Here is a 19,720-nt window from a genome sequence, read left to right as displayed (position 1 = left end):
GCCGACTGAGGACGGACTGTACTCCGATGTCGGCCACGCCCAACTAAGTTTTGCGTTTAAAGCATATCAATGCTTAGCACTTCACCTGTATCATCCAATACATCCCAAACACAGCTAATCTCAGTTTCTGAGCCACAATTTTGGCACTCAATAGTTCCGGAGCCGGAGTACTGCGTGGTATGACTCCCAGATGACTCTGAGTTTTCAACGTCCAAGGCGGACAGATCAAATTCTATATCTTGGCCGCACTCTTCATTGCTGCATGTAGTTGTTGGCATCTAAATATCCTTATTTCCTGCTCAGTAAATATAAGTTTTAATTAAGGAGTAAGCTTTTGCCCGTCCTGCGAGCAGAGCGAGCAACTTGAACCGGCGACAAGCCAAGTGCTGGATTGACTGCAACGCTGACTATACCTCAAGCCGAACTGCTTGTGGGCGTTGAAAACCCTGACAACCTGGGACTTCCAAGCTTAACCGTACCTAGCTGAAGACTTCCCATAGAACGATGGGATACGTTCCACCGGCCTCAAATCTAATGGGTTCTAGAAAAACTTTCCCCCTAGTCGGGGTGCTTCTGATCGGCAACTATGGGTCGAAAGCCGCCGCTTGGAAACGACCGCTTTTGGCCGATAGCCGTCTTCCGCTCCGACAATGGCGCGTCCTGTTCTACTATCCGATCAGACCTCATGCCCTCCAGCTCAAGGGCATTTCGAACACTTTGGCAAGCCGAGCCAGCTTCTCGGCAGATCTGGCAGAGATAGCGAGAGGAGGCTCTTTGATCATGTAGAACAGATGATCGAGTGCGACACCCGCTTCGCCATGCGCGATGTAGTCCAGAACGATTTCTGCCCCATTCTCAAGACCTGACTGTGCCAGTGGATGATCATCAGGCAAGGGGCCAAGCTGCGCATATTCAGCGGACATCAGTGTAGAGACCTCATCCAGCACTTTGAGGAGGTCTTCGCGCAGATCGGGACTCAGCTGATTCATTCCACCTCTATCCATGCTGTCATATGCTCAGTTTGTACCACCATTTGCCGAAGAGTCGCAGCGCTGACTCCACGACGGACAGCTTTCGACCCAAACCAGCCCTCCACGTTTGCCAGCAGTCGAAAGCGATCTAACAGCGCTCCTGCAGAACCTGAGTCGTTCAGATTTTGCGGTGAGTGTAGGTAACCTCATTTCCACAATGATCTGTCACCTCTTAGAAGACAACGTTGTGCCATAGCAGTCTCCAAGCACTGTCAATGTTGAAGCTCTGCAATAAAGCCGAGACACGGATCGGATGCCTACAGCCTGAGGCAGTGCCATGAGGCTGGTATCGACCGGAAATCTATGCTCTGCTACTTGTCGATGATACTGGCCTCTGGCCGCTACTCGCCGGTATCTAATTGGGTTTTTGAACATAAGATAGGATTCGTAATGGAAAACGGACAGAAAAAGCTGAAAGAGTTATTCGATGGTCGAAAAGTGTTCAAAATCCCAGATTACCAGCGGGCGTACGCTTGGGAGGATACCAGGCAGTTGCCAGATTTTATTGAGGACATTGAAAATCAGTCTTTAGAAAGAGATTATTTTCTTGGTACGATTTTATTTCAAGAACAAGGCAACAAACATCAAGGCTACGACGTAATTGACGTAGTCGATGGGCAACAACGGATAACGACGATCATAATATTTATGAAGGCGCTTCTAGCTGAACTATCGACAAGGTTGACTGATGACGAATTCTTGAATCAAGGCCTAGACCTTGTTGTAGAAACCTATATATCGAGCAAAAACCGTTCAAAACTTCATGCGATCTCTCCAGATAACGATTTCTTCCAGAGCTATATAATTGGTGATGGATATGGAAAAGACTATATACAAACACCCTCACAACGACGACTTTTCAAAGCGAAAATCTTTTTTTCAACACAGTTAAAAAACAAGTCGACTGCCGACCTGTTAGATTTCAAGTCGAAACTCGACTCGAACACCAAAGTTCTCACTTACTCTGTAAAGGACACAGCGGAGGCTACGTTAATATTCGAAACCACTAATGATCGAGGTAAAAAGTTAACAAATCTAGAGAAGATCAAAAGTTTTTTGATGTACAAGACATACCTAGCTGCAGGAGAGGATCTAGATATCCATCTATCGTCTATCCAAGATCGCTTTACTGACATATATCGAGAACTGGAAGATTTCGATGAAAAACTGTCCGAGGACGCAGCGTTATCTTATCACTGCGTAGCTTTCGAAAAGTGGACAGACAAATCTGATTACCAACAACCGGTCGAATTCATCAAGCAAAAGATCAACCCGCTAATTGCAAAGGACAAAAAAATTGAAGTACTAGATTTTATTGATCGATTTACCAAGGAGCTTAAAGAAAGCTTTAGGACGATTGGTCAGCTTATGCGATCCGATTGTAACTCGTATAGGGATTTAGTTTGCCTAGAAAGACTTGGAAATTTTTACCCATTGCTACTTAAGACTTATAAGCTTGACACAGCTGGCAAAAAGAAAAATTTTGAATCAGTTTGCAGGTTTTTAGAAATATACAGTTTCAGAGTTTATTCAGTTCAGAAAACACGCTCTAACACTGGCCAAGCAACCTTGTTCACAGCTGCCAGAGATTTTGGAGGAAAGTTTACACCTTTGTTTGACAAGCTATCTTCGCTTATAAAATTAAATAGCCCTGACAAGATATTCAAGGAGCACCTCCAATATACAAATTTTTACGATTTTATGAATCCCAAAGATATTGGCTACCTGTTCTGGAAATACGAAAACTACTTAAGACAGTGCGAACAGCCTATATGCTCCAATATGTCCGAAGCGGAATTTCGCAACTCTTCAAAGCGCACAACTTTAACTGTGGAGCATATTGCCTCGCAGAACCCTAAAGAGATCGGGATCGTAAAACTGGAATCTATTATTCCAGAAATAGATGACGAGTTTTTAGAGGACCACATTCATCGACTCGGCAATCTCACTTTCGATCCCGCATCTGCAAATGCATCGAAGGGAAATAGTAGTATCAATGTTAAAGCCTCTAAATATTTTATGCTTGCTCCATATAAAACTCAGAATGAACTAGACTCTTTTGTGGTTGATGGGCGCTGGGGTGTTCGGTCGATTGATCGTAGAGAGAAAAAGATTGTTAAGTTCTGCATGCAAAACTGGCATCCAGAATATGTTGACTACCAATGAGGTTACGCAATTACTTCACTGAAGTCGTTTTGAAATAATGACACGTAAGGCCAGTACTGTTAGGAACCCTCCGAACAAGTCTGTTGTTCGCTCGAAGAGCCTGCTTGAGCTCATACAATTACAGGGAGCTCAGCAGCTCAAAATGACTTGTTCGGAGGATCCTAGGTCTTCCTTTTGATCGATAGCTATGACCAGCTCAGTAGTTAATGGCTGCTTCAGGTCGTATTCAGTCGATCAATGACACCCAGTATGCTGCTCAAGTCGAATGCAAATCGACGTTCAAGTCCGCGCAATTACCCATCAAGAGATAGGACAAGCTCTCTCGTATCTGAATCGGTTCGCAATCGAGTAGCCGCAGCCTGATCGCGCTCCTGCTGCCTAAGCTGATAGACCTCATAGAAGCACACGACGACCTGCTCCTTGGTCAAATCAGGGAGCGTCGTCCGACGCTTCAGGGTGTTCACTATTTTCCGTGCGCGAAGCTGAGCAGCTTCTCGCTCATACGACCGGAAAGCCAAATCGCGGAAAACCCAGGTGCTAATCCAGCCGCTTGATAACGCCCACAGCATCAAACGCTGGTAGGTCGACCACGCCATACGTGTATGGCCGCTCAAATACCGTCGCAGAATCCGGCCATCTGCTTCTTTGAATCCGTAAACGCCCAACTTCGTCAGTAGCAGCTCCAGCGCAACCCGCGACATCCCAGACTTGCGCAGAATTGCTGAGAAGAGGTACTCAAGCAGATCCACAGGAGCAAGAACGACAAAGTTTCTCCGGCCCGTTTCCTCATGACGTTTCAGTTCACGAAAAACAAGCTGGAAGGCTTCATCCGGGTCGACATCTAAATCAGGAATGTGTGGCTGCATGGGGTCATTCTTTGGCTTATTCGCGCATCTGTCAAAAAGGTGTCCTAGTAAATCCGTAGTCGCATGGAGAAAGCTGGAGGCATTCCATAGCAGCCGAGCGACAGTCACGATGAGCATCGATTACGAAACTATTCAAAAGATTCAGAAGCTAGCAGATGACGTACTGATCGGCGTTGCCGAGGTCGCTGCATTGACAGGCTTCAGCGCTCTGACCGTGCGTCAGCGCAAATTGCTGAGGCTTGAGCCCGTTCCCGGCCTCTCACGCTTGCGATGGCGCCTAGGTGATCTCAGACAGTGGATGCGTACCGGGGCAGTCACATCGGCTCCTCTACTCAAGCAAGCCGCGACCGAAGGACCACATAAAGTCGGGCACCCTACCAAGAAGGCGCAGGTGGAGGCTCGGGGATCACGAACTGGCAAAGCTGGGACCGTATGCATTCGCGGTTTACTGCGTGATCAAATCCGATTGCGATCTCAGAACGGGACTGTCGATTCCTTCAATCCCAACCATTGCTCGCAAAGCTGGGATCAGTCCACGCCAGGCCATGTGCAAGATCAAAACGCTTTAAACCCAGGCTACATCAGCAGGACCCGGCTTGGTAAACATAACGAATAGCCGACGTTTCCCAGCTTAGTGAACCTACTCAGACTTATGGAAAAGCGATGCCTGTTTCTGAGGCCTTTGCTTGGATACGTCCGGCAATGCCAGCTATACGAAACTTCAGACCCACAAAGGCTGCATGCCAGGTCTGGTGTAACCCCAAACACGTGGTACCCCATCCTCTAGAGAAAAGGGCAGATTGTGCTTTCTTAGCGTAGAGAGCAGCCATTCGATTGAATCTGCTCTGAGTTCTATCCACTCAACCTCTGCCACCGGATGGATGTGGTAGTGCCATTCTCCATCCCAGTGTGTGGAGTGATCGCTTGGGGCGAAGACACTGTGCAATCTGAACTCTGGCTTCATGTGCGGAGCGTTAATCATGGCGTTGATCAGCTCAGCCCATTTGGTGTTGTTCATTACCGGAAAAATGGCGCCCGTAGTCAGCAGCCGTCGAATTTTCGTTTTTGTAATCTCGTCGAGTTCAGGTAACTGATGCATAAAATTCGCGCGATGGTGTGAGGTGAGTGCAGTCTAACCCAACATACATTGCATGATTGAATGGGTACGGACGCTGGGCATCGTTTAGAACGAGCGGTATTGTTTCAACTCAATCACAGGCGCAGGAAGCACCATGTTTTGGAAAAGAGACGGCACCCTCAAGGTAGAGCTACTCACTCCGGTTGCTCTGAGCATACCGCCAGCTCCACCGCCACCTGACACGCCAGAACAGTCGGTCGACAAGCGTGCGACCACCAACGCGGAACTGGCCTTCAAACTGATCACCTATGGAACTCTGGCATCGCAGGCAGCGTTGCTGGTTCTCGGGTATTCAATTCTGGTAGGACGTTACGAGCAATTCGGAATCGATACGAACGAGCTAGCGCTAGGAACTCCTTCTCTCCTGCTCAATGGTTATGTTGACCTTTTCTCCAGAGCAATCGACATGGCGAGTCAATCGCCAACCATTGGACCGGGGCTATTGGCGTTCATATTTGTTGCAGTTGCGGCGGTTTTTGTCAGCCTGGTAACGAAGCGCCTCACGACGGCCATTATTGTGGGGCTCTCAGCCTGGATAGGGATGTTCCTATTTGTGGCATTTTTTGTACCGGCACTCGGGGTTCAAAACGGAGTAAATAAAGGCTTAGCGGACTTCAACGAATATACGCATCTGGAAGCCCCATTAGGGCTAGATAAAATTCATACGGTCATCACGGACAAAAATGAACGACTCACCGGCTACCTGATCCTTGCGGATGGTAAAAGTACATTTTTACTTGTCGGAATGAAGGTCTTTAAGCTTGATGGCAGCTCTGGCCGGGTGATCCGAGAAACAGAGCTGAGCGTCAAACAGCCACCTGATGAGCCCAAAAAGTAGACCGCGAGCACGAGCAGTAGCCGGGGCTTTGTACGCCCACGTGCATGCCCGCATAACCGAAGACGGGTAGACCCAACAAATACGGGCCTGCCGACCTCCAGTTCAAACGACGCCTGGGCTTTTGAGAGCGCCTTGTTACCGCTATAAAAAAATACCTAAACCACCACCCCGACGAGTAAAGTACCGCCGCCCGAGACGTGGATCCGGGTTTTCCCATGGAGTTTCACCTTGAAGTCATTTAGCAAAGTCGTAGCCGCAGCAGTATGTGGTCTGGTTCTGGCGGGTTGCACCGGCACCCCTATGAAAACCCCGCAATACGACAGCAGCCAATACACCGTCGTAGGTCACAGTGAAGCAAGCGCCACCGGCCTGATGCTGTTCGGTCTGATCCCGATTCGCCAGAACGACCGTTTCGTTCGTGCGCAGAACAGCGCCATTCAGGCCAAGGGTGGCGATGCGCTGATCAATACCCAAGTGCAGGAGAAGTGGTTCTGGGCCTGGGTCCTGAACGGCTACACCACTACCGTTTCTGGTGACGTGATCAAGCTGAAAACGGCTAAATAAGCACCGCTCGGTTTCAGAAAGCCCGGTTCGCCGGGCTTTTCTGTTTCTGGCTATTGGCGGATGCACTGCCGGGGGTGTTGTAAGAGCAGACACGCATCGTTACCCACCGCCAAAAGGTTTAGCATTCAGCCCTCCTTCGGATGTGAAGTTTTCTGCATGACGGCCTTCTACCTCAAGTTACTCATCACCCCCGCGCTCATGCTGGCCATTTCATTGGCCGCGAGGCGCTGGGGCACTGGTGTGGCGGGGCTTCTTTCTGGTCTGCCGATGACCTCGGCGCTGGTCATGCTGTTTCTCAGTCTTGAGCAAGGTACCCAATTCGCGTCGATGGCGGTGCCCGGCGCACTGGCCGGGCTGGCGGCGATTCAGGCCACTTACCTTTTTTATTTCCTGGTCACTCGACGCGTTTCAGCGGTGGCTGGATGCACCTTGGCGTTGGCTGTGTATGGCGCAACGGCCTTTGTGATGAACCTGTCGGGCTTACTGGCGCTGTCGATCATCTTCACGCTGCTGATGGTTGCGTTGATCATCGTTGCCACCTCGCAACAGACACCGCCGGACGTAGCGTCATACGTGGCGCTGCCGCGCTGGGTCATCCCGATGCGAATGCTGACCGCCACCCTTCTGCTGCTGGCTATTACCGCAAGTGCCACTTGGCTCGGGCCGGTTGTCAGTGGGCTGCTGGCGCCGATCCCGGTGATCGCCTGGCCGCTTGCAGTGTTCGTCCACGTTCAAGGCGGGCGTTATGAACTGGCGGCAATAGTCCGCGGCAATGCCATTGGCGCGGTCGGGGTGGTGAGTTTCTACCTGACCCTCAGGTACTCCATATTGCAATGGGGCGCGCTTGTGTCTATCACGGCTGCCGTTTTGCTGGCTGTTGTGGTGACGGCTGGGTTGGCGCGGTTGTTGGCGAAGCGGTAGGGCTATAGTTGCCCCACAGAAGTCAAAAACACTTCAACCATGCTCCTCAAGGTGCCTTATGAGTTTGATACCCGAACTGAACAGCGAGGCTAACGTGCTGATATGCGGAGCCAGCCGAGGTATCGGCTTGGCACTGTGCGCGGCGTTGCTTGATCGCGATGATGTGGCTCAGGTATGGGCGGTCGCGCGAAAAGCCAGCACTTCCACAGAGCTTGCAACGCTTGCAGAGCAATATGGCCAACGCATCAAACGAGTCGACTGCGACGCGCGTGATGAACAATCCCTTGAAGCACTCGTGAGCGAGACGCTTGAGGGATGTGAGCATCTGCACCTCGTCATTAGTACGCTAGGCATTCTTCATCAGGACGGCGCGAAAGCAGAAAAGGGCTTGGCACAACTGACACTTGCGAGCCTGCAAGCGAGTTTCGCGACCAACACCTTTGCACCGATCCTGCTGCTCAAACACCTGCTCCCGTTATTGCGCAAACAACCTTCAACCTTCGTGGCGCTCTCCGCGAGGGTTGGTTCTATTGGCGATAACCGATTGGGTGGCTGGTACAGCTACAGAGCCAGCAAAGCAGCGCTGAACCAGTTGCTGCACACGGCCAGTATCGAATTGAAACGCCTTAACCCGGCCTCTACTGTCCTGGCAATACACCCAGGCACGACTGACACGGAGCTGTCTCAGCCATTCCAGGCGAACGTACCCGAAGGCCAACTGTTCGAACCGACGTTCTCGGCGGATCGCATTATTGAGGTGGTAGGCGCACATGGACCGGCCGACAGCGGGACCTTCTGGGCCTGGGACGATAAGCCGATTGTCTGGTGACTTGTTTCACTTGTGAGAATGAGATCGCTGTCCGTCCTCACTAGCGGGCTGTTTTGGTCGGAAAGTCCCAGCCGCTTATAACCCCTTCGTCGGATAAGGCCCACTGCTATCAACGAGACGGCATTACTGGCGTCATACCCCACTCCCAGTGGACCAACTGCAAGTAAGGAGCACGGCATGACCCAGGTATTCAACATCAAGGACGCCACCAACCCTACGGCGCTTGGGAATTTGCAGGTCAAAAGCGCCAGTAGCCAGGTCAGTAATAACCCGATCGAACTCATCGTGCAGGGTACTCCTGGCAACGACTACATACGTGGTGGGCTGGCTAATGAACTGCTGATGGGTGGGGGCGGCAACGACCAGCTAGTCAGCGGGGGTGGCAACGATGTGATGGTCTCCAGTGCCGGATACGACGGTATGGACGGCGGCGCCGGTAATGATGTATTCCGCTTCGACCGTATCGGCGACAGCTATATCAATGGCGGAGGCGAGCACACCGATTCCATCAGCCATTTTGACCCCGCCCACGATACCCTCGACGTGTCGGCCCTGGGCTATAGCCATTTAGGCGATGGCTATGGCGATACCTTGCACATCCGTAGCGAGCCTCTGCGCGGCATTTACTTTTTGGAAAGCTACGAGCGAGACGGTAATGGCAAACATTTTGCCGTGCAGTTCCTGGCCAATAGCGGCCTTATTACCGATGCCAACTTCCAGCCGCTGATCAACGGCACTTCGCACAACGATCTGCTCGAAGGCACAGACGCCAGCGAATCCCTGAAAGCCGGCGCTGGCCGCGACAACGTCGAAGCGGGTGCGGGCAATGATCGGCTGTTCGGTGGCACCGGCGGCGACACTCTGAGCGGCGGCGCGGGTGCCGACAGCTTCGTGTATACCCGGCTCAGCGACAGCTACCGCAACGATGCCAGTGGCAGCTACAGCAGCCGCGACCTGATCACCGACTTCAGTGGCAACGGCCATGACATGATCGACGTGTCCGCCTTGGGCTTCACCGGGCTGGGTAACGGCTACAACGGTACGCTGAAGGTGGTCCTCAACCTGGCCGGCGATGCCACCGCGCTTAAATCATTAGAGGCCGATGCCAACGGTAACCGCTTTGAAATTCTGCTCAGTGGCAACCATGTCAATGAGCTCAACGCCAGCACTGTGCTGTTCGCCCCGCCCAGTGATGCGACGGTTGTGACCACTCCGCAGCCGATCACCTCGGTGAGTCTGGTAGGCGGTGACAAGTCCGACACCCTTTATGGTTACTGGGGCAACGATACCCTCGTCGGTGGTGCCGGAAACGACACCCTCGAGGGTAACGCCGGCGACGATGTGCTGACCGGTGGGGTGGGCGCGGACAAGCTCACCGGCGGCACAGGCAACGACCGTTTCGTGTTCACTAGCAGCGCCGACAGCCATGCCGGCAGCAGCGACCTGATCACTGATTTCATCTGGGGCCAGGACAAGCTCGACGTCGCTGCGCTCGGCGTGACCGGTTTTGGCAACGGCCGCGACGGCACCTTGAGCATGACCTACGATGAAAACACCGACCGTACCTACCTGCGCAGTAGCGAGCCAGGCGCCGATGGGCATGCGTTTCAGGTCACGCTAGCAGGGTTCGACTACACGCGAGAGCTCACCAACGCCGACCTGGTGGTTGCCGATACGGCAGACGTGGCGCTCGTGGGTCAAACCGCCGTCGACCTCGCGAGCTGATATCACCTGAACAGCTAGCGTGTGGGCTCCCCTTCCCACCTTTAGTTGCCTGGACGCCTACAAGGCAGGAACAGTGAGCGGTATTGATGCTCACTGCTCCTGCATTTTCAACGCGACCAGGCCTGGTTCGCTGTCAAAGCGCTCGCCTTCCGCGCTTGCTTTTCGCTGGCGCGCAGTCAATAGATGGAGTCGCTGTTTTATTGCGTCAGGAAATAGACCACTCAAAACTGTCCACTGGCTTGCAGAACAGATGGGCAAAAACCGCTGTTAATTCTGTGCGCGAAAAACCGCATTTTTGAAAATAACCGGAAGCCCGGGCAATCCGGCTTATGGCATTGCTCCAACGTATTGAAAGCCAGCCGACCTGCGGAAAATAGGCTGAACTTGTAACGGGCGCTATCTCTCTCAATAACTACGCACACCTGTTTATAAGGAAAACACCATGTCCAAACTCGCAGAATACCGTCAGCTGGAAAAACACCTCGCCGAGCAACTTCAGGCACTGGAAACCATGAAAGGCAACGATGGCCTGAAGAAGGAGATCGAGTTCGAAACCAAGCTGCGCAAGCTGCTTGAGCACTATGGCTTCAGCCTCAAGCATATTGTCAATCTGCTGGACCCACAGAACTCGTCGCGTCGCCAGGTCGCGGATAAACCTGCGGGCACGCGCAAGCCGCGTGAACTCAAGGTGTACAAGAATCCGAAGACCGGTGAAGTGATCGAAACCAAAGGTGGGAATCACAGAGCCTTGAAGGAGTGGAAAGCAGAACACGGTGCTGATGTCGTCGAGAGTTGGCTGAAGAAATAAGCCTTGCGCCATGCAACGGTTGATTGACCGGGGTTGATCTGGAGCATCGGCTAATCACCGTTCGCGCGGTCGAACTGACGATGTCGGGAACGACCCGCTGCGCCAGTACGTCAGACCTCTATCGACTCACTGAAAAGGTACAGCGCAATGGAAAAGACAATCACCGTGGACCAACTGGCTAAAACTGACCTCAGATCAGTTAAAGAGATATGGCTTGGTGATACCCATACTCAGCTATGTCTGTGGCGTGGCGAACAAGTCGTCACACACGACATGCTCAGCGAGGGTACCCACGATCAGAACAATAGTCGCCTGCACTTGCAACTGGTCAACCCTGACGACCGGGCTGCAGTGGCCAGCGTCGAGGTGCTCGTTCGTGAGCGGCTGGAAAGGATGGGAAGCAAGGGTGAGTTTTATCCAGCTGAGAATGCGGACACTCACCAGTAATCACGCTGATTACACGCGATTCTGTAGGGTCATTGGGCTGCGTTGCCAGACTGTAGATGTGTGACGCAGAGCGTCACGAACGGCATGCCAACGCGGAGCATTGGCACGATAGTCAGCTCAACGTCTCATTCAGGCCCCGGCTGCCGAGCCGGCCATAAAGCGAGCCCGCACCTTCGCCAATATCTCGCCAACCGGCATAAAAAACACCGAAATCAGCTTCAGCACTCCAGGCACATCTCTGCGAATGGTCGTAACAGGCTCACTCGCATCATGGACGGCAAGCAAATACCGATACACCCGACGGCTACTCATCGGCAGCAGCCCGATCTGCTCAAGTATCGAAGGGCCCACCTCGCGGACCATGCTGGTGACCATGATCCAGAGCAATATGATTTCGCCACACAGGAAGGTGACAATCACAACCGTGGCGCCTATCGTTCGCCAGTCTTGCAAGGCTTCGAAGATAGCGTCGATGCTGCTGCCCAAGGTCACCATCGTTGTAAATATCGCGGCGATAGTGAAGAGTGCTGCAATGAATCTGCCAGGGTCAGGTAGCCGGAAGAACGCAGCAATACGTGGCCCCATTGTGTCGTGACTGGCCAGTTGCTTGAGCTCCTGACGCTCCTCCCACAGATGTCTAAGCGCCCTCGCTTTATCGACGAGCTCGCCGGGTCCGCAGTTATAGCGTGTGCATAGCCAGTCCTGTTTCAGCTTTAACCTTTCGGAGGGCGTAGTAATTGAAGCGGCGCCCATCCGCTCTGCTCTGATCCGCGCGTACACCTCTCCCAGATGTACTGTGCATATCAGGGAAGTCAGCAGGACTGGCAGCAACGCGGGAACGTAGTCAGTCAGGGTAGGCGCAGGTAAAAATATCAGCGCCCCTGAAAATGCCAATATCAACGCAGCCATCCAGATCAGACAGATACGGGCATCACGCCGACGCCAAGCCTCTTTGAAAGGTGCCCGCTCAAATCGCTGAAAGTGTTCTTCTACATCTTTACGCAGCTGGTTGATGCTCATCGTTTGCTTCCCTTGCATGGCAAACGCACGAGTTTAAGCCGCCTATTGGGTAACATAATTAAACGAATTGTAAAAAGCAGCGTGCCTGCGGGCGTTCTGTCGATGATTGTTTATAACCCGGTTATCCATGATGAGACGGCGCGGATAGGCGCTGGTGAACGGTTACTTAAAGCGTTAACGCGGCTGGAGAGTCTTCAACGCGGCTGAAAAGCCATCAGGATTTTCTGCTACCAAGCTGCCCCCCCGCGCGAAAGATCGAACCGCCACTCCCACGCACACTCGAAAGTGTGTGACCTCAAAAACCAGCCCTTTCCCTCCATCTGGCAATTCCGTGTTCGAAGCCCCGGTACAGCCCTCGCTTCATTGATGAACGCCACATTCCGATACCGCCGATCAGGTGTCGACCATAACGCTCCGGACCTCGCCAGATGGTCAATCCGAATTCAAAAAGAGTAACCCTATGAGACCGCAAACCTCCTTCATCTTTGACCTGGACGGCACGCTGACTGACAGCGTTTATCAAAACGTTGCTGCCTGGAAAGAAGCGCTGGATGCAGAAAATATCCCGCTTGCGATGTGGCGTATTCATCGCAAGATCGGCATGAGCGGCGGGCTGATGTTGAAGTCGTTGTCGCGTGAAACCGGCTTGGATATCAGTGAAGAACAAGCCGAACGACTCAGCGAAAAACACGCTCAGGCGTATGAGCGGCTACAGGGGCAGATCATTGCGCTGCCAGGTGCTGTCGAGCTGCTTGAGACGCTCAATAAGGAAAACCTCAAGTGGTGCATCGCCACGAGCGGCGGGATTGATACGGCGACGATCAATCTCAAGGCTCTGAAACTGGACATCAATGAGATCAACATCGTTACGCGCGATGACGTGAGCTACGGCAAGCCAGACCCGGATCTGTTCCTGGCAGCAGCGAAGAAGATAAACGCGCCTATCGACGAGTGCCTGGTGATTGGCGATGCGATCTGGGACATGCTGGCGGCACGTCGCTGCAAGGCAACCGGCGTCGGCCTACTGTCGGGTGGCTATGACATAGGCGAGCTTGAGCGCGCAGGTGCCTTGAGGGTCTATGAAGACCCGCTGGACCTGCTGAATCATCTGGACGAGATCGCTTCTCGCCCTTGAATGATCGGCTGGCGTGGCAAATGAGGTAATTATTTACCTACATGCCCGCGAAAATCGGGTTCATCATTCCCATATCACTCGCTGCCGTCATTGACCGTAGCGTTGCGAGCCCATAGTGTACGTGCACGCGCTGTATTCTGCGGTGCTCGTCATAGCCAAGGAAAAGGCAATGCACAGTAGCCCGCGCTTGCACTGGCCCGACACACTCCTCTCTGATATTCCAAATTTGCCATGAGCCAAGCCGCGTTCGTTAACCCAAGCATCCTCACGTGGTCCCGCGAGCGGGCAGGCCTGTCTGCCGCCCAGGTCGCCAGAAAGCTGCCTGTGAAACCTGAGCGTATCAAGGAGTGGGAAGCAGGAAAGGCGAGACCAACCTTTTTGCAAGCCCAGAAGTGGGCGAGCGTTGCGCATGTTCCCTTTGGGTTTTTGTTCTTGCCTCAGCCTCCTGTCGAACAGCTGCCGCTACCAGACTTGCGCACAGTCGGTAACTCGGCACCCTTGCGGCCAAGTCTGGAGCTTGTGGACACAGTAAAAGACGCAATTCGCAAACAGGACTGGTATCTGGAATACCTTCACGTACAAGAGCACCAGCCTCTTCCGTTCGTCGGTCGCTTCGACAGCCGGACTCCGGTGAAGACGGTTGTGAGTGATATTCGGCAAACTCTCGGTGTCGATCCGGAAAAGTCCCGCCTTGATTACGATAAATACAGCCGCGCGCTGATTGATGCTGCCGAAGTGGCTGGTGTGCTTGTCATGCGCAGTGGCATCGCGCTGGGCAATACCCATCGCAAACTGGAGGTCAGTGAGTTTCGAGGCTTCGCCATCAGTAATTCGCTGGCTCCAGTGGTGTTTATCAACAGTTCGGATGCTCCGACAGCTCGCTTATTTACGTTAATGCACGAACTCGCTCATCTCTGGATTGGCAGCAGCGGCGTTTCTGACGCGGATACTGCGAATGGTCGAGAGGAAGAGCGATTCTGCAACGCTGTGGCGGGTGAGTTTCTTGTACCCGAAGAGCTTTTTCGAGCTGTATGGAACGCTGGTATTGAATGGGAAAGTAATCTGGCCCCTCTCGCTACGAGGTTTCATGTCAGCAAGCTTGTTATTGGCCGACGCGCGATGGACCTGGGCTACGTTACGCAAGAGCAGTACGGCCTCTATTACCAGAAGGTCCTAAAGGCATTCCGGGAAGAGAAAGGCGGTGCCGGGGATTACTACCGCAATGCAACGGCCAAAAACAGTACGCGGCTGAGTAAGGCTGTACTGACCGAAACCCTGAGTGGGCGGATGCTGTTGCGTGAGGCAGGTAGTCTTCTCGGTGTACAGCCAGCCAAGTTAAGAACGCTGGCGGAAACACTGGCCCGGTGATGTTTCTGATGGACTCCAACACCCTGATTGAAGCCAAGAATCGCTATTACGGCATGACGATTTGTCCGGCTTATTGGCAATGGTTGCTGCTTCAAAACCAGACATTTTTCTTGGCCAGTATCGGTCCTGTTAAAGACGAACTTACCAAAGGCCATGATGAGCTGGCTGACTGGGCAAAAAATAATTCGACTTTTTTCCAAAGCATTTCGGATGAAAAGACTCAGGCCGAATTCGTGAAAGTCGCTACGTTGGTAGCACAAGCGCAAGGCATGAAGACTGGAGCAATGGAGGAGTTTCTTAAGGGGGCCGATCCATGGCTGATCGCCAAGGCCCTGACATCCGGAGCAACCGTAGTTACGCATGAGGTGCGTAATCTGGACGCAAAGCGAAAGTTCATCATCCCCAACCTGTGTGAGCAGCTCAACGTCCCTTACATGAACACGTTTGAGCTGTTACACCACCTCAACGCCAGGTTTGTACTTCCTTAACCCGGCGAAACACCACCACCCTCATCTGCCACGATATCCGGGTCATCCGAATAGACTTCCGGCTCATCGTCTTCGTAGGCCTCGTCATTTTCCGTACGCTTCTTCACTTCATCGCCTTTGGCAGAACCGACGCCGGGCTTGTTCGCGTTCATGGCGAGGACCGGGTCTGCTTCGCGGTCGTATTGGCCGAGTTCCGGGCTGGCGGGGTCTTCTTTGGGCACGCTGTTTGTGAGTATGTGATCGGTTGTCATGTCAGCCACCTTTTTCGTTTGCCAAAGAAAGTGGACGTGGCATTGGGCTGAGGGTTCGATTCAATCGATGAGCGTGGCTGCGCTCAGCCGCCAAACGATGCGTATTGCAAGGGCAGGCCGGTGGTGAACTTGATCTGTTCCATGGCGAAGCTGGAGCTTACGTCGCTGATCCCGGGGATGCTGATCAGTTGTTTGTACACCGCGTCGTACCCTGCGATGTCAGCCACGACGATGCGCAGCATGTAGTCGGTATCGCCTGCCATGCGGTAGCACTCGACCACTTCAGGCAGTTCGCCGACGGCAGCGTGGAACTGTTCAAGCCAGGCGGCGTTGTGCTGGTTGGTGCGGATGGCTGCAAAGACGCTGACCGACACGTTCAGACGTTGCGGATTGAGCAGGGCAACCCGGCGGTCGATGATGCCGGCCTCTTCCAGCTTCTGGATGCGTCGCCAGCACGCGGTGCTGCCCAGGCCGATGCGCTCGGCGATGTCCGCCACCGAGCGAGTGCAGTCGGTTTGCAGGATGTCGAGAATTGCCCGGTCGAATTTGTCCATTAGCGGTTTCCTGCGTTAGTCGCTTTACACTGATCGTTCCTCACGCGTGAGGAACGATCGATGTCTGGGCGATGACTATCGTACCAACGCTCTGCGTTGGCATGCATTTCGTGACGCTCTGCGTCACACAACGGTGAGGAACGAGGGGTGTCTGGATGCGATTCTGCTTCTGAAACAGCATCCTAGGATTTTTAATCGTTTAGATCCAATGAACGCGAATAATTTTTCGCATTGAGCGCTCATACCCGGGTAAATATCAATAAATTTTCGCGTGCGCATCAGTAATCTTTCAAGCAATCGGCCTTGTACCGCCAGCCCTTGATTCTGACTCGATTACAAAAGTGAATTGCCCATGACCACCTCTGCGCTCTACCTGGATTACGCCGCTACCACGCCTGTCGATGAACAGGTTATCGAAGCCATGGTTGCCTGTATGGGCCGCGAAGGTCATTTCGGTAATCCGGCATCCAGCGGGCATGGTTATGGGCAGGTTGCGCGGCAGGCCGTAGAGCAGGCACGGTGTCAGGTGGCCGATGCGGTGGGTGCGCCTGTGGATACCATCGTCTGGACCTCCGGCGCTACCGAGTCCAACAACCTGGCGATCAAGGGCATCGCTCACGACAGCAGCGCGCAGCGTCGGCACATCGTTACCAGTGTTCTGGAGCACAAAGCAGTGCTCGATACCGTCAGCACGCTGGAGCGTCAGGGCTTTCCCGTCACCTGGCTGAAACCGGACGCCCAGGGCCTGATCCAGCCGCAGGCGGTTCAGGCTGCCCTGCGCGAAGATACGCTGCTGGTATCACTGATGCTGGTGAACAACGAGCTGGGCACGCTGACCGATATCGCCAGCATTGGCGCCTTGGTGCGCGAGCACGGCGCGCTGTTTCATGTGGACGCTGCGCAGGGCGTCGGCAAGGTGAAGGTCGATCTGGCGAGTCTGGCCGTCGACCTGATGTCGTTCTCGGCACACAAGGCCTACGGCCCCAAGGGTATTGGCGCGCTGTACGTGGGCCCACGCGCGCATTCGTTGCTGAAAGCGCAGATCCACGGCGGCGGACATGAAGGCGGCTTTCGTTCGGGCACCTTGGCCACCCATCAGATCGTCGGCATGGGTACAGCCTTTGCGTTGGCGATCAGCCAGGCCGAAACTGAAAACCGCCGTATCGAAGAGCTGAGTCGCCACCTGCGCGAAGGCCTGCTGAGCCTGCCGGATGTGCAGCTCAACGGCTGTCCGCAACAACGCATCCCGCACACCCTGAACCTGTGCATCACCCGCAGTGGCTTCACCAGCTCGCAGCTATCCCACAGCCTGGCGTTGTCTTCTACCTCCGCATGCAACTCGGCCAGCAATGCACCCTCGCATGTGCTGCTCGCTCTGGGGATGGATTCAGCCAAGGCCCTGGCCAGCGTGCGTGTCAGCCTTGGCCGCTACACCACGCAGGCAGACGTCGAGCGTGCCATTGAGGTATTCAGCAAGGCGCTCAGCGCACCTGCTGCGTTCTGGTAATTTGCAACGCCTCTCAAGCCGCCCTTTCAGCGGGCGGCTTGCTGCCATTTCTTCCCTTCCCGCCAAAGCTGCTGCCTTGTAGCTCGCCACTTGCAGCGTGCCGCTAAATAAAATGTACCCCTCCAGATACAAAAAGACACAAATTGGCACAGTTCTTTCAAGTGGAACGGTCGTGCCATAAACCATTGGTGCACGCTGCATTCAAGGGGTGCCTACACGCACCAAAGTGCAGTTAACGGACGCCAGAGCGTCCACAAACAGTGCAGGAGGGCAGACCACAAGTCTTTCTCCTCACCAGGAAAGGAATCTAGCCGTGCTCTATCAGTCTTGTGTCAGACCACCGTTACGCTGGCTGCTTACCCCTGAGGCATTGCCTGCCTTGGACGGTGCCTGCCCGGTCGCCTTCGCGTTATCCAGATCTGCATGTTGTTTTTCGACGGCTCTGCACGTCTGGACGTAAGTCATTTTGCGTGTGCCCTTGAATGTTCTGACGATTAATCAGGGCCTTGCAGAACTGTGCGCGCAATAAGGATAAACCCCCTGTTTTTTAATTAACGGGCAACCCACATATAAAGATTGTCCGACACTTTATTTGAGGTGGTTTCATTTGGCCATCATTCGTGCGATGGCTTTTTTCCCTTTAACGGTTACTGATCATATAAACACGGACCCACATGGAGCAGTCCTTTATGAAGTCTTGAGTAACTAGCGCACCAACTTGATCCTCGTTACACAGTATTGGTGCATTCAGGAAAGTGACTAGCAGGTCACGAGTTTCGAACGCGTCTGGCACAGCAGAGGGTACGAATTTGTCTGCTGTTTTGTTTAAGGAGTTCTTCATTCGAATGCCTTCGAAGTCCATGAAATAGGGATTCGATAAATAGTTACATGAATGCGACACCCGCTCTGAATCAACGGTCCCTGCGTGGGCTTTCTGGCACAGCGGTTGCAATGTAAGCATTCAGGAACATCGCTGTACGTCCCCGTACATGACGATAAGAAGCAAGGATCAGCAATGCCAGCGCCCTGATGTACACCGCTTTTCCCTGTTTAAGCCTGCCGTGCGCAGGTACCGCGGTGCGCTGCATATAAACAGTGTGCAGGCCGCCCTCAGACGAATATTCACAAAAATATTCGAACGGATTTTTATTGCCCTTTAACTACCCGAGGGAGCGTTAATGAATGATGCGGTAATAATGAAAGCGGTTCCCTCTCCCTCGCCCGATGACACTTCGACGGCGTGGCAGGGCATTCCTTTCAGCGCCAATACGTCACGACCGGGTGGCCTTAACAAGCCACAAGTAATGGTGTTGATTGCTGCGTCAGTACTTATCCATGGTGTGATCTGGTGGTACATGCAAACTGCCCAGCCAGACCTGCCGGAAGTTGCACCACAAGTTCCGGAAATGACTATTGAGCTGACCAGCCCGACACCTCCCGCCCCGGAACCGCCGCCGCCCGAGCCGCCACCTCCGCCGCCTCCGCCGCCACCACCCGAGCCGGAACAACCGGTCGAGGACCCGGACGCGGTAGAGCCGCCGCCAAAACCGGTGGAGAAGCCAAAGGTCGAGAAGCCCAAGCCGGTCAAGAAAGTCGAGCCGGTGAAAAAGCCGACGCCACCTGCGCCAACGCCTGCTGCCGCGCCGAGCCCGCCTGCGCCGCCAGCACCTGCGCCCGCACCTCCGGCACCTGCCGCGCCACCGGCTCCGGTCAAGGAAAGCGCTGCCGTATCCGGGCTCGCCAGCCTGGGCAACCCGCCGCCGGAATACCCGGGGCTGGCCTTGCGCCGCAGTTGGGAAGGTCGCGTGATTCTGCGCATCAAGGTGCTGCCAAACGGCCGCGCTGGCGCTGTCGAGGTGACCAAATCCAGCGGCAAACCGGTATTGGACGAAGCCGCCGTTGAGGCCGTGCGCAACTGGAAGTTCATTCCGGCCAAACGGGGTGACACGCCGATAGAAGGCTTCGCGACGCAGACCATCGACTTCAAGTTGCCGGAATGATCCGGCACCTGACAACCGACACTTCAATTATTAAAGCTGGTGAGGTTTAAACCATGAACGCATC

19 protein-coding genes are annotated in these 19,720 nt (G+C 53.8%); 13 read left to right on the top strand and 6 right to left on the bottom strand.

Features of this window, described 5'->3' with window-relative positions:
- Positions 1–683 precede the first annotated feature (683 nt).
- A complete protein-coding gene (locus RYC18_RS07765) occupies positions 684–989 on the bottom strand; it encodes a hypothetical protein (protein WP_316884911.1) in 306 nt (101 codons plus the stop codon).
- Positions 990–1,421: 432 nt separating this feature from the next.
- On the opposite strand from RYC18_RS07765, the gene RYC18_RS07760 reads away from it, so the two are divergent.
- Positions 1,422–3,197, top strand: a complete 1,776-nt coding sequence (locus RYC18_RS07760; RefSeq protein ID WP_316884909.1) for a DUF262 domain-containing HNH endonuclease family protein — start codon at positions 1,422–1,424, stop codon at positions 3,195–3,197.
- A gap of 293 nt (positions 3,198–3,490) precedes the next feature.
- Here the strand turns inward: RYC18_RS07760 and RYC18_RS07755 are convergent, their stop codons facing one another.
- Both RYC18_RS07755 and RYC18_RS07750 read right to left on the bottom strand, forming a co-directional pair.
- Positions 3,491–4,063 carry a hypothetical protein gene (locus RYC18_RS07755; protein ID WP_316884907.1) on the bottom strand — a complete coding sequence of 191 codons (573 nt, stop codon included), beginning with the start codon at positions 4,061–4,063 and terminating at the stop codon, positions 3,491–3,493.
- 721 nt (positions 4,064–4,784) lie between these two features.
- Positions 4,785–5,162, bottom strand: a complete 378-nt coding sequence (locus RYC18_RS07750) for a DUF6678 family protein (RefSeq protein WP_316884905.1) — start codon at positions 5,160–5,162, stop codon at positions 4,785–4,787.
- A gap of 133 nt (positions 5,163–5,295) precedes the next feature.
- Between RYC18_RS07750 and RYC18_RS07745 the strand changes: the two genes are divergently transcribed.
- From RYC18_RS07745 to RYC18_RS07715, 7 genes are all read left to right on the top strand, one after another.
- On the top strand, positions 5,296–6,039 hold the full coding sequence (locus tag RYC18_RS07745) for a hypothetical protein (protein WP_316884903.1): 744 nt from the start codon (positions 5,296–5,298) through the stop codon (positions 6,037–6,039).
- Between the two features lie 228 nt (positions 6,040–6,267).
- Positions 6,268–6,603 (top strand): hypothetical protein, encoded by a 336-nt coding sequence (locus RYC18_RS07740; protein ID WP_005745763.1) that lies wholly within the window; start codon positions 6,268–6,270, stop codon positions 6,601–6,603.
- A 156-nt stretch (positions 6,604–6,759) separates the two neighbouring features.
- On the top strand, positions 6,760–7,524 hold the full coding sequence (locus RYC18_RS07735; protein WP_316884900.1) for a hypothetical protein: 765 nt from the start codon (positions 6,760–6,762) through the stop codon (positions 7,522–7,524).
- Between the two features lie 58 nt (positions 7,525–7,582).
- Entirely contained in the window at positions 7,583–8,353 is a 771-nt protein-coding gene (locus RYC18_RS07730; protein ID WP_316884898.1) for an SDR family NAD(P)-dependent oxidoreductase, read from the top strand.
- A gap of 177 nt (positions 8,354–8,530) precedes the next feature.
- Positions 8,531–10,078: a M10 family metallopeptidase C-terminal domain-containing protein gene (locus tag RYC18_RS07725; RefSeq protein WP_316884896.1), complete on the top strand. Its 1,548-nt coding sequence runs from the start codon at positions 8,531–8,533 to the stop codon at positions 10,076–10,078.
- A 442-nt stretch (positions 10,079–10,520) separates the two neighbouring features.
- Positions 10,521–10,886, top strand: a complete 366-nt coding sequence (locus RYC18_RS07720; RefSeq protein ID WP_316884895.1) for a histone-like nucleoid-structuring protein, MvaT/MvaU family — start codon at positions 10,521–10,523, stop codon at positions 10,884–10,886.
- Positions 10,887–11,033: 147 nt separating this feature from the next.
- Positions 11,034–11,333 carry a hypothetical protein gene (locus tag RYC18_RS07715; protein ID WP_004659550.1) on the top strand — a complete coding sequence of 100 codons (300 nt, stop codon included), beginning with the start codon at positions 11,034–11,036 and terminating at the stop codon, positions 11,331–11,333.
- A 129-nt stretch (positions 11,334–11,462) separates the two neighbouring features.
- On the opposite strand, the gene RYC18_RS07710 is transcribed toward RYC18_RS07715, so the two are convergent.
- Positions 11,463–12,353 (bottom strand): hypothetical protein, encoded by an 891-nt coding sequence (locus tag RYC18_RS07710; protein ID WP_005782399.1) that lies wholly within the window; start codon positions 12,351–12,353, stop codon positions 11,463–11,465.
- Between the two features lie 460 nt (positions 12,354–12,813).
- Here RYC18_RS07710 and RYC18_RS07705 point away from each other — a divergent pair, with 460 nt between their 5' ends.
- From RYC18_RS07705 to RYC18_RS07695, 3 genes are all read left to right on the top strand, one after another.
- Positions 12,814–13,488, top strand: a complete 675-nt coding sequence (locus RYC18_RS07705; protein ID WP_002555838.1) for an HAD family hydrolase — start codon at positions 12,814–12,816, stop codon at positions 13,486–13,488.
- A gap of 231 nt (positions 13,489–13,719) precedes the next feature.
- Positions 13,720–14,856 (top strand): ImmA/IrrE family metallo-endopeptidase, encoded by a 1,137-nt coding sequence (locus RYC18_RS07700; protein WP_316884889.1) that lies wholly within the window; start codon positions 13,720–13,722, stop codon positions 14,854–14,856.
- Positions 14,856–15,344 carry a DUF4411 family protein gene (locus RYC18_RS07695; RefSeq protein WP_005745753.1) on the top strand — a complete coding sequence of 163 codons (489 nt, stop codon included), beginning with the start codon at positions 14,856–14,858 and terminating at the stop codon, positions 15,342–15,344. The genes RYC18_RS07700 and RYC18_RS07695 overlap by 1 nt, the downstream gene beginning before the upstream one ends.
- On the opposite strand, the gene RYC18_RS07690 is transcribed toward RYC18_RS07695, so the two are convergent.
- Together RYC18_RS07690 and RYC18_RS07685 are read right to left on the bottom strand one after the other, a co-directional pair.
- Positions 15,341–15,595, bottom strand: a complete 255-nt coding sequence (locus RYC18_RS07690; RefSeq protein ID WP_005745752.1) for a hypothetical protein — start codon at positions 15,593–15,595, stop codon at positions 15,341–15,343. The two genes, RYC18_RS07695 and RYC18_RS07690, sit on opposite strands and share 4 nt — an antisense overlap.
- Positions 15,596–15,678: 83 nt before the next feature.
- Positions 15,679–16,149: an Lrp/AsnC family transcriptional regulator gene (locus RYC18_RS07685; protein WP_002555835.1), complete on the bottom strand. Its 471-nt coding sequence runs from the start codon at positions 16,147–16,149 to the stop codon at positions 15,679–15,681.
- Between the two features lie 352 nt (positions 16,150–16,501).
- Between RYC18_RS07685 and RYC18_RS07680 the strand changes: the two genes are divergently transcribed.
- Both RYC18_RS07680 and RYC18_RS07675 read left to right on the top strand, forming a co-directional pair.
- Positions 16,502–17,656 carry a cysteine desulfurase family protein gene (locus RYC18_RS07680; RefSeq protein WP_316884877.1) on the top strand — a complete coding sequence of 385 codons (1,155 nt, stop codon included), beginning with the start codon at positions 16,502–16,504 and terminating at the stop codon, positions 17,654–17,656.
- Positions 17,657–18,834: 1,178 nt separating this feature from the next.
- Positions 18,835–19,656 (top strand): energy transducer TonB, encoded by an 822-nt coding sequence (locus RYC18_RS07675; protein WP_080899293.1) that lies wholly within the window; start codon positions 18,835–18,837, stop codon positions 19,654–19,656.
- The last annotated feature ends 64 nt before the right edge of the window (positions 19,657–19,720 follow it).

The organism is Pseudomonas syringae group sp. 247E2, assembly GCF_032587795.1.
Classification (GTDB): Bacteria; Pseudomonadota; Gammaproteobacteria; order Pseudomonadales; family Pseudomonadaceae; genus Aquipseudomonas; species Aquipseudomonas amygdali.
Note: the sequence above shows the minus strand (reverse complement) of the source record. Positions and strands in the feature narration are given on the sequence as shown.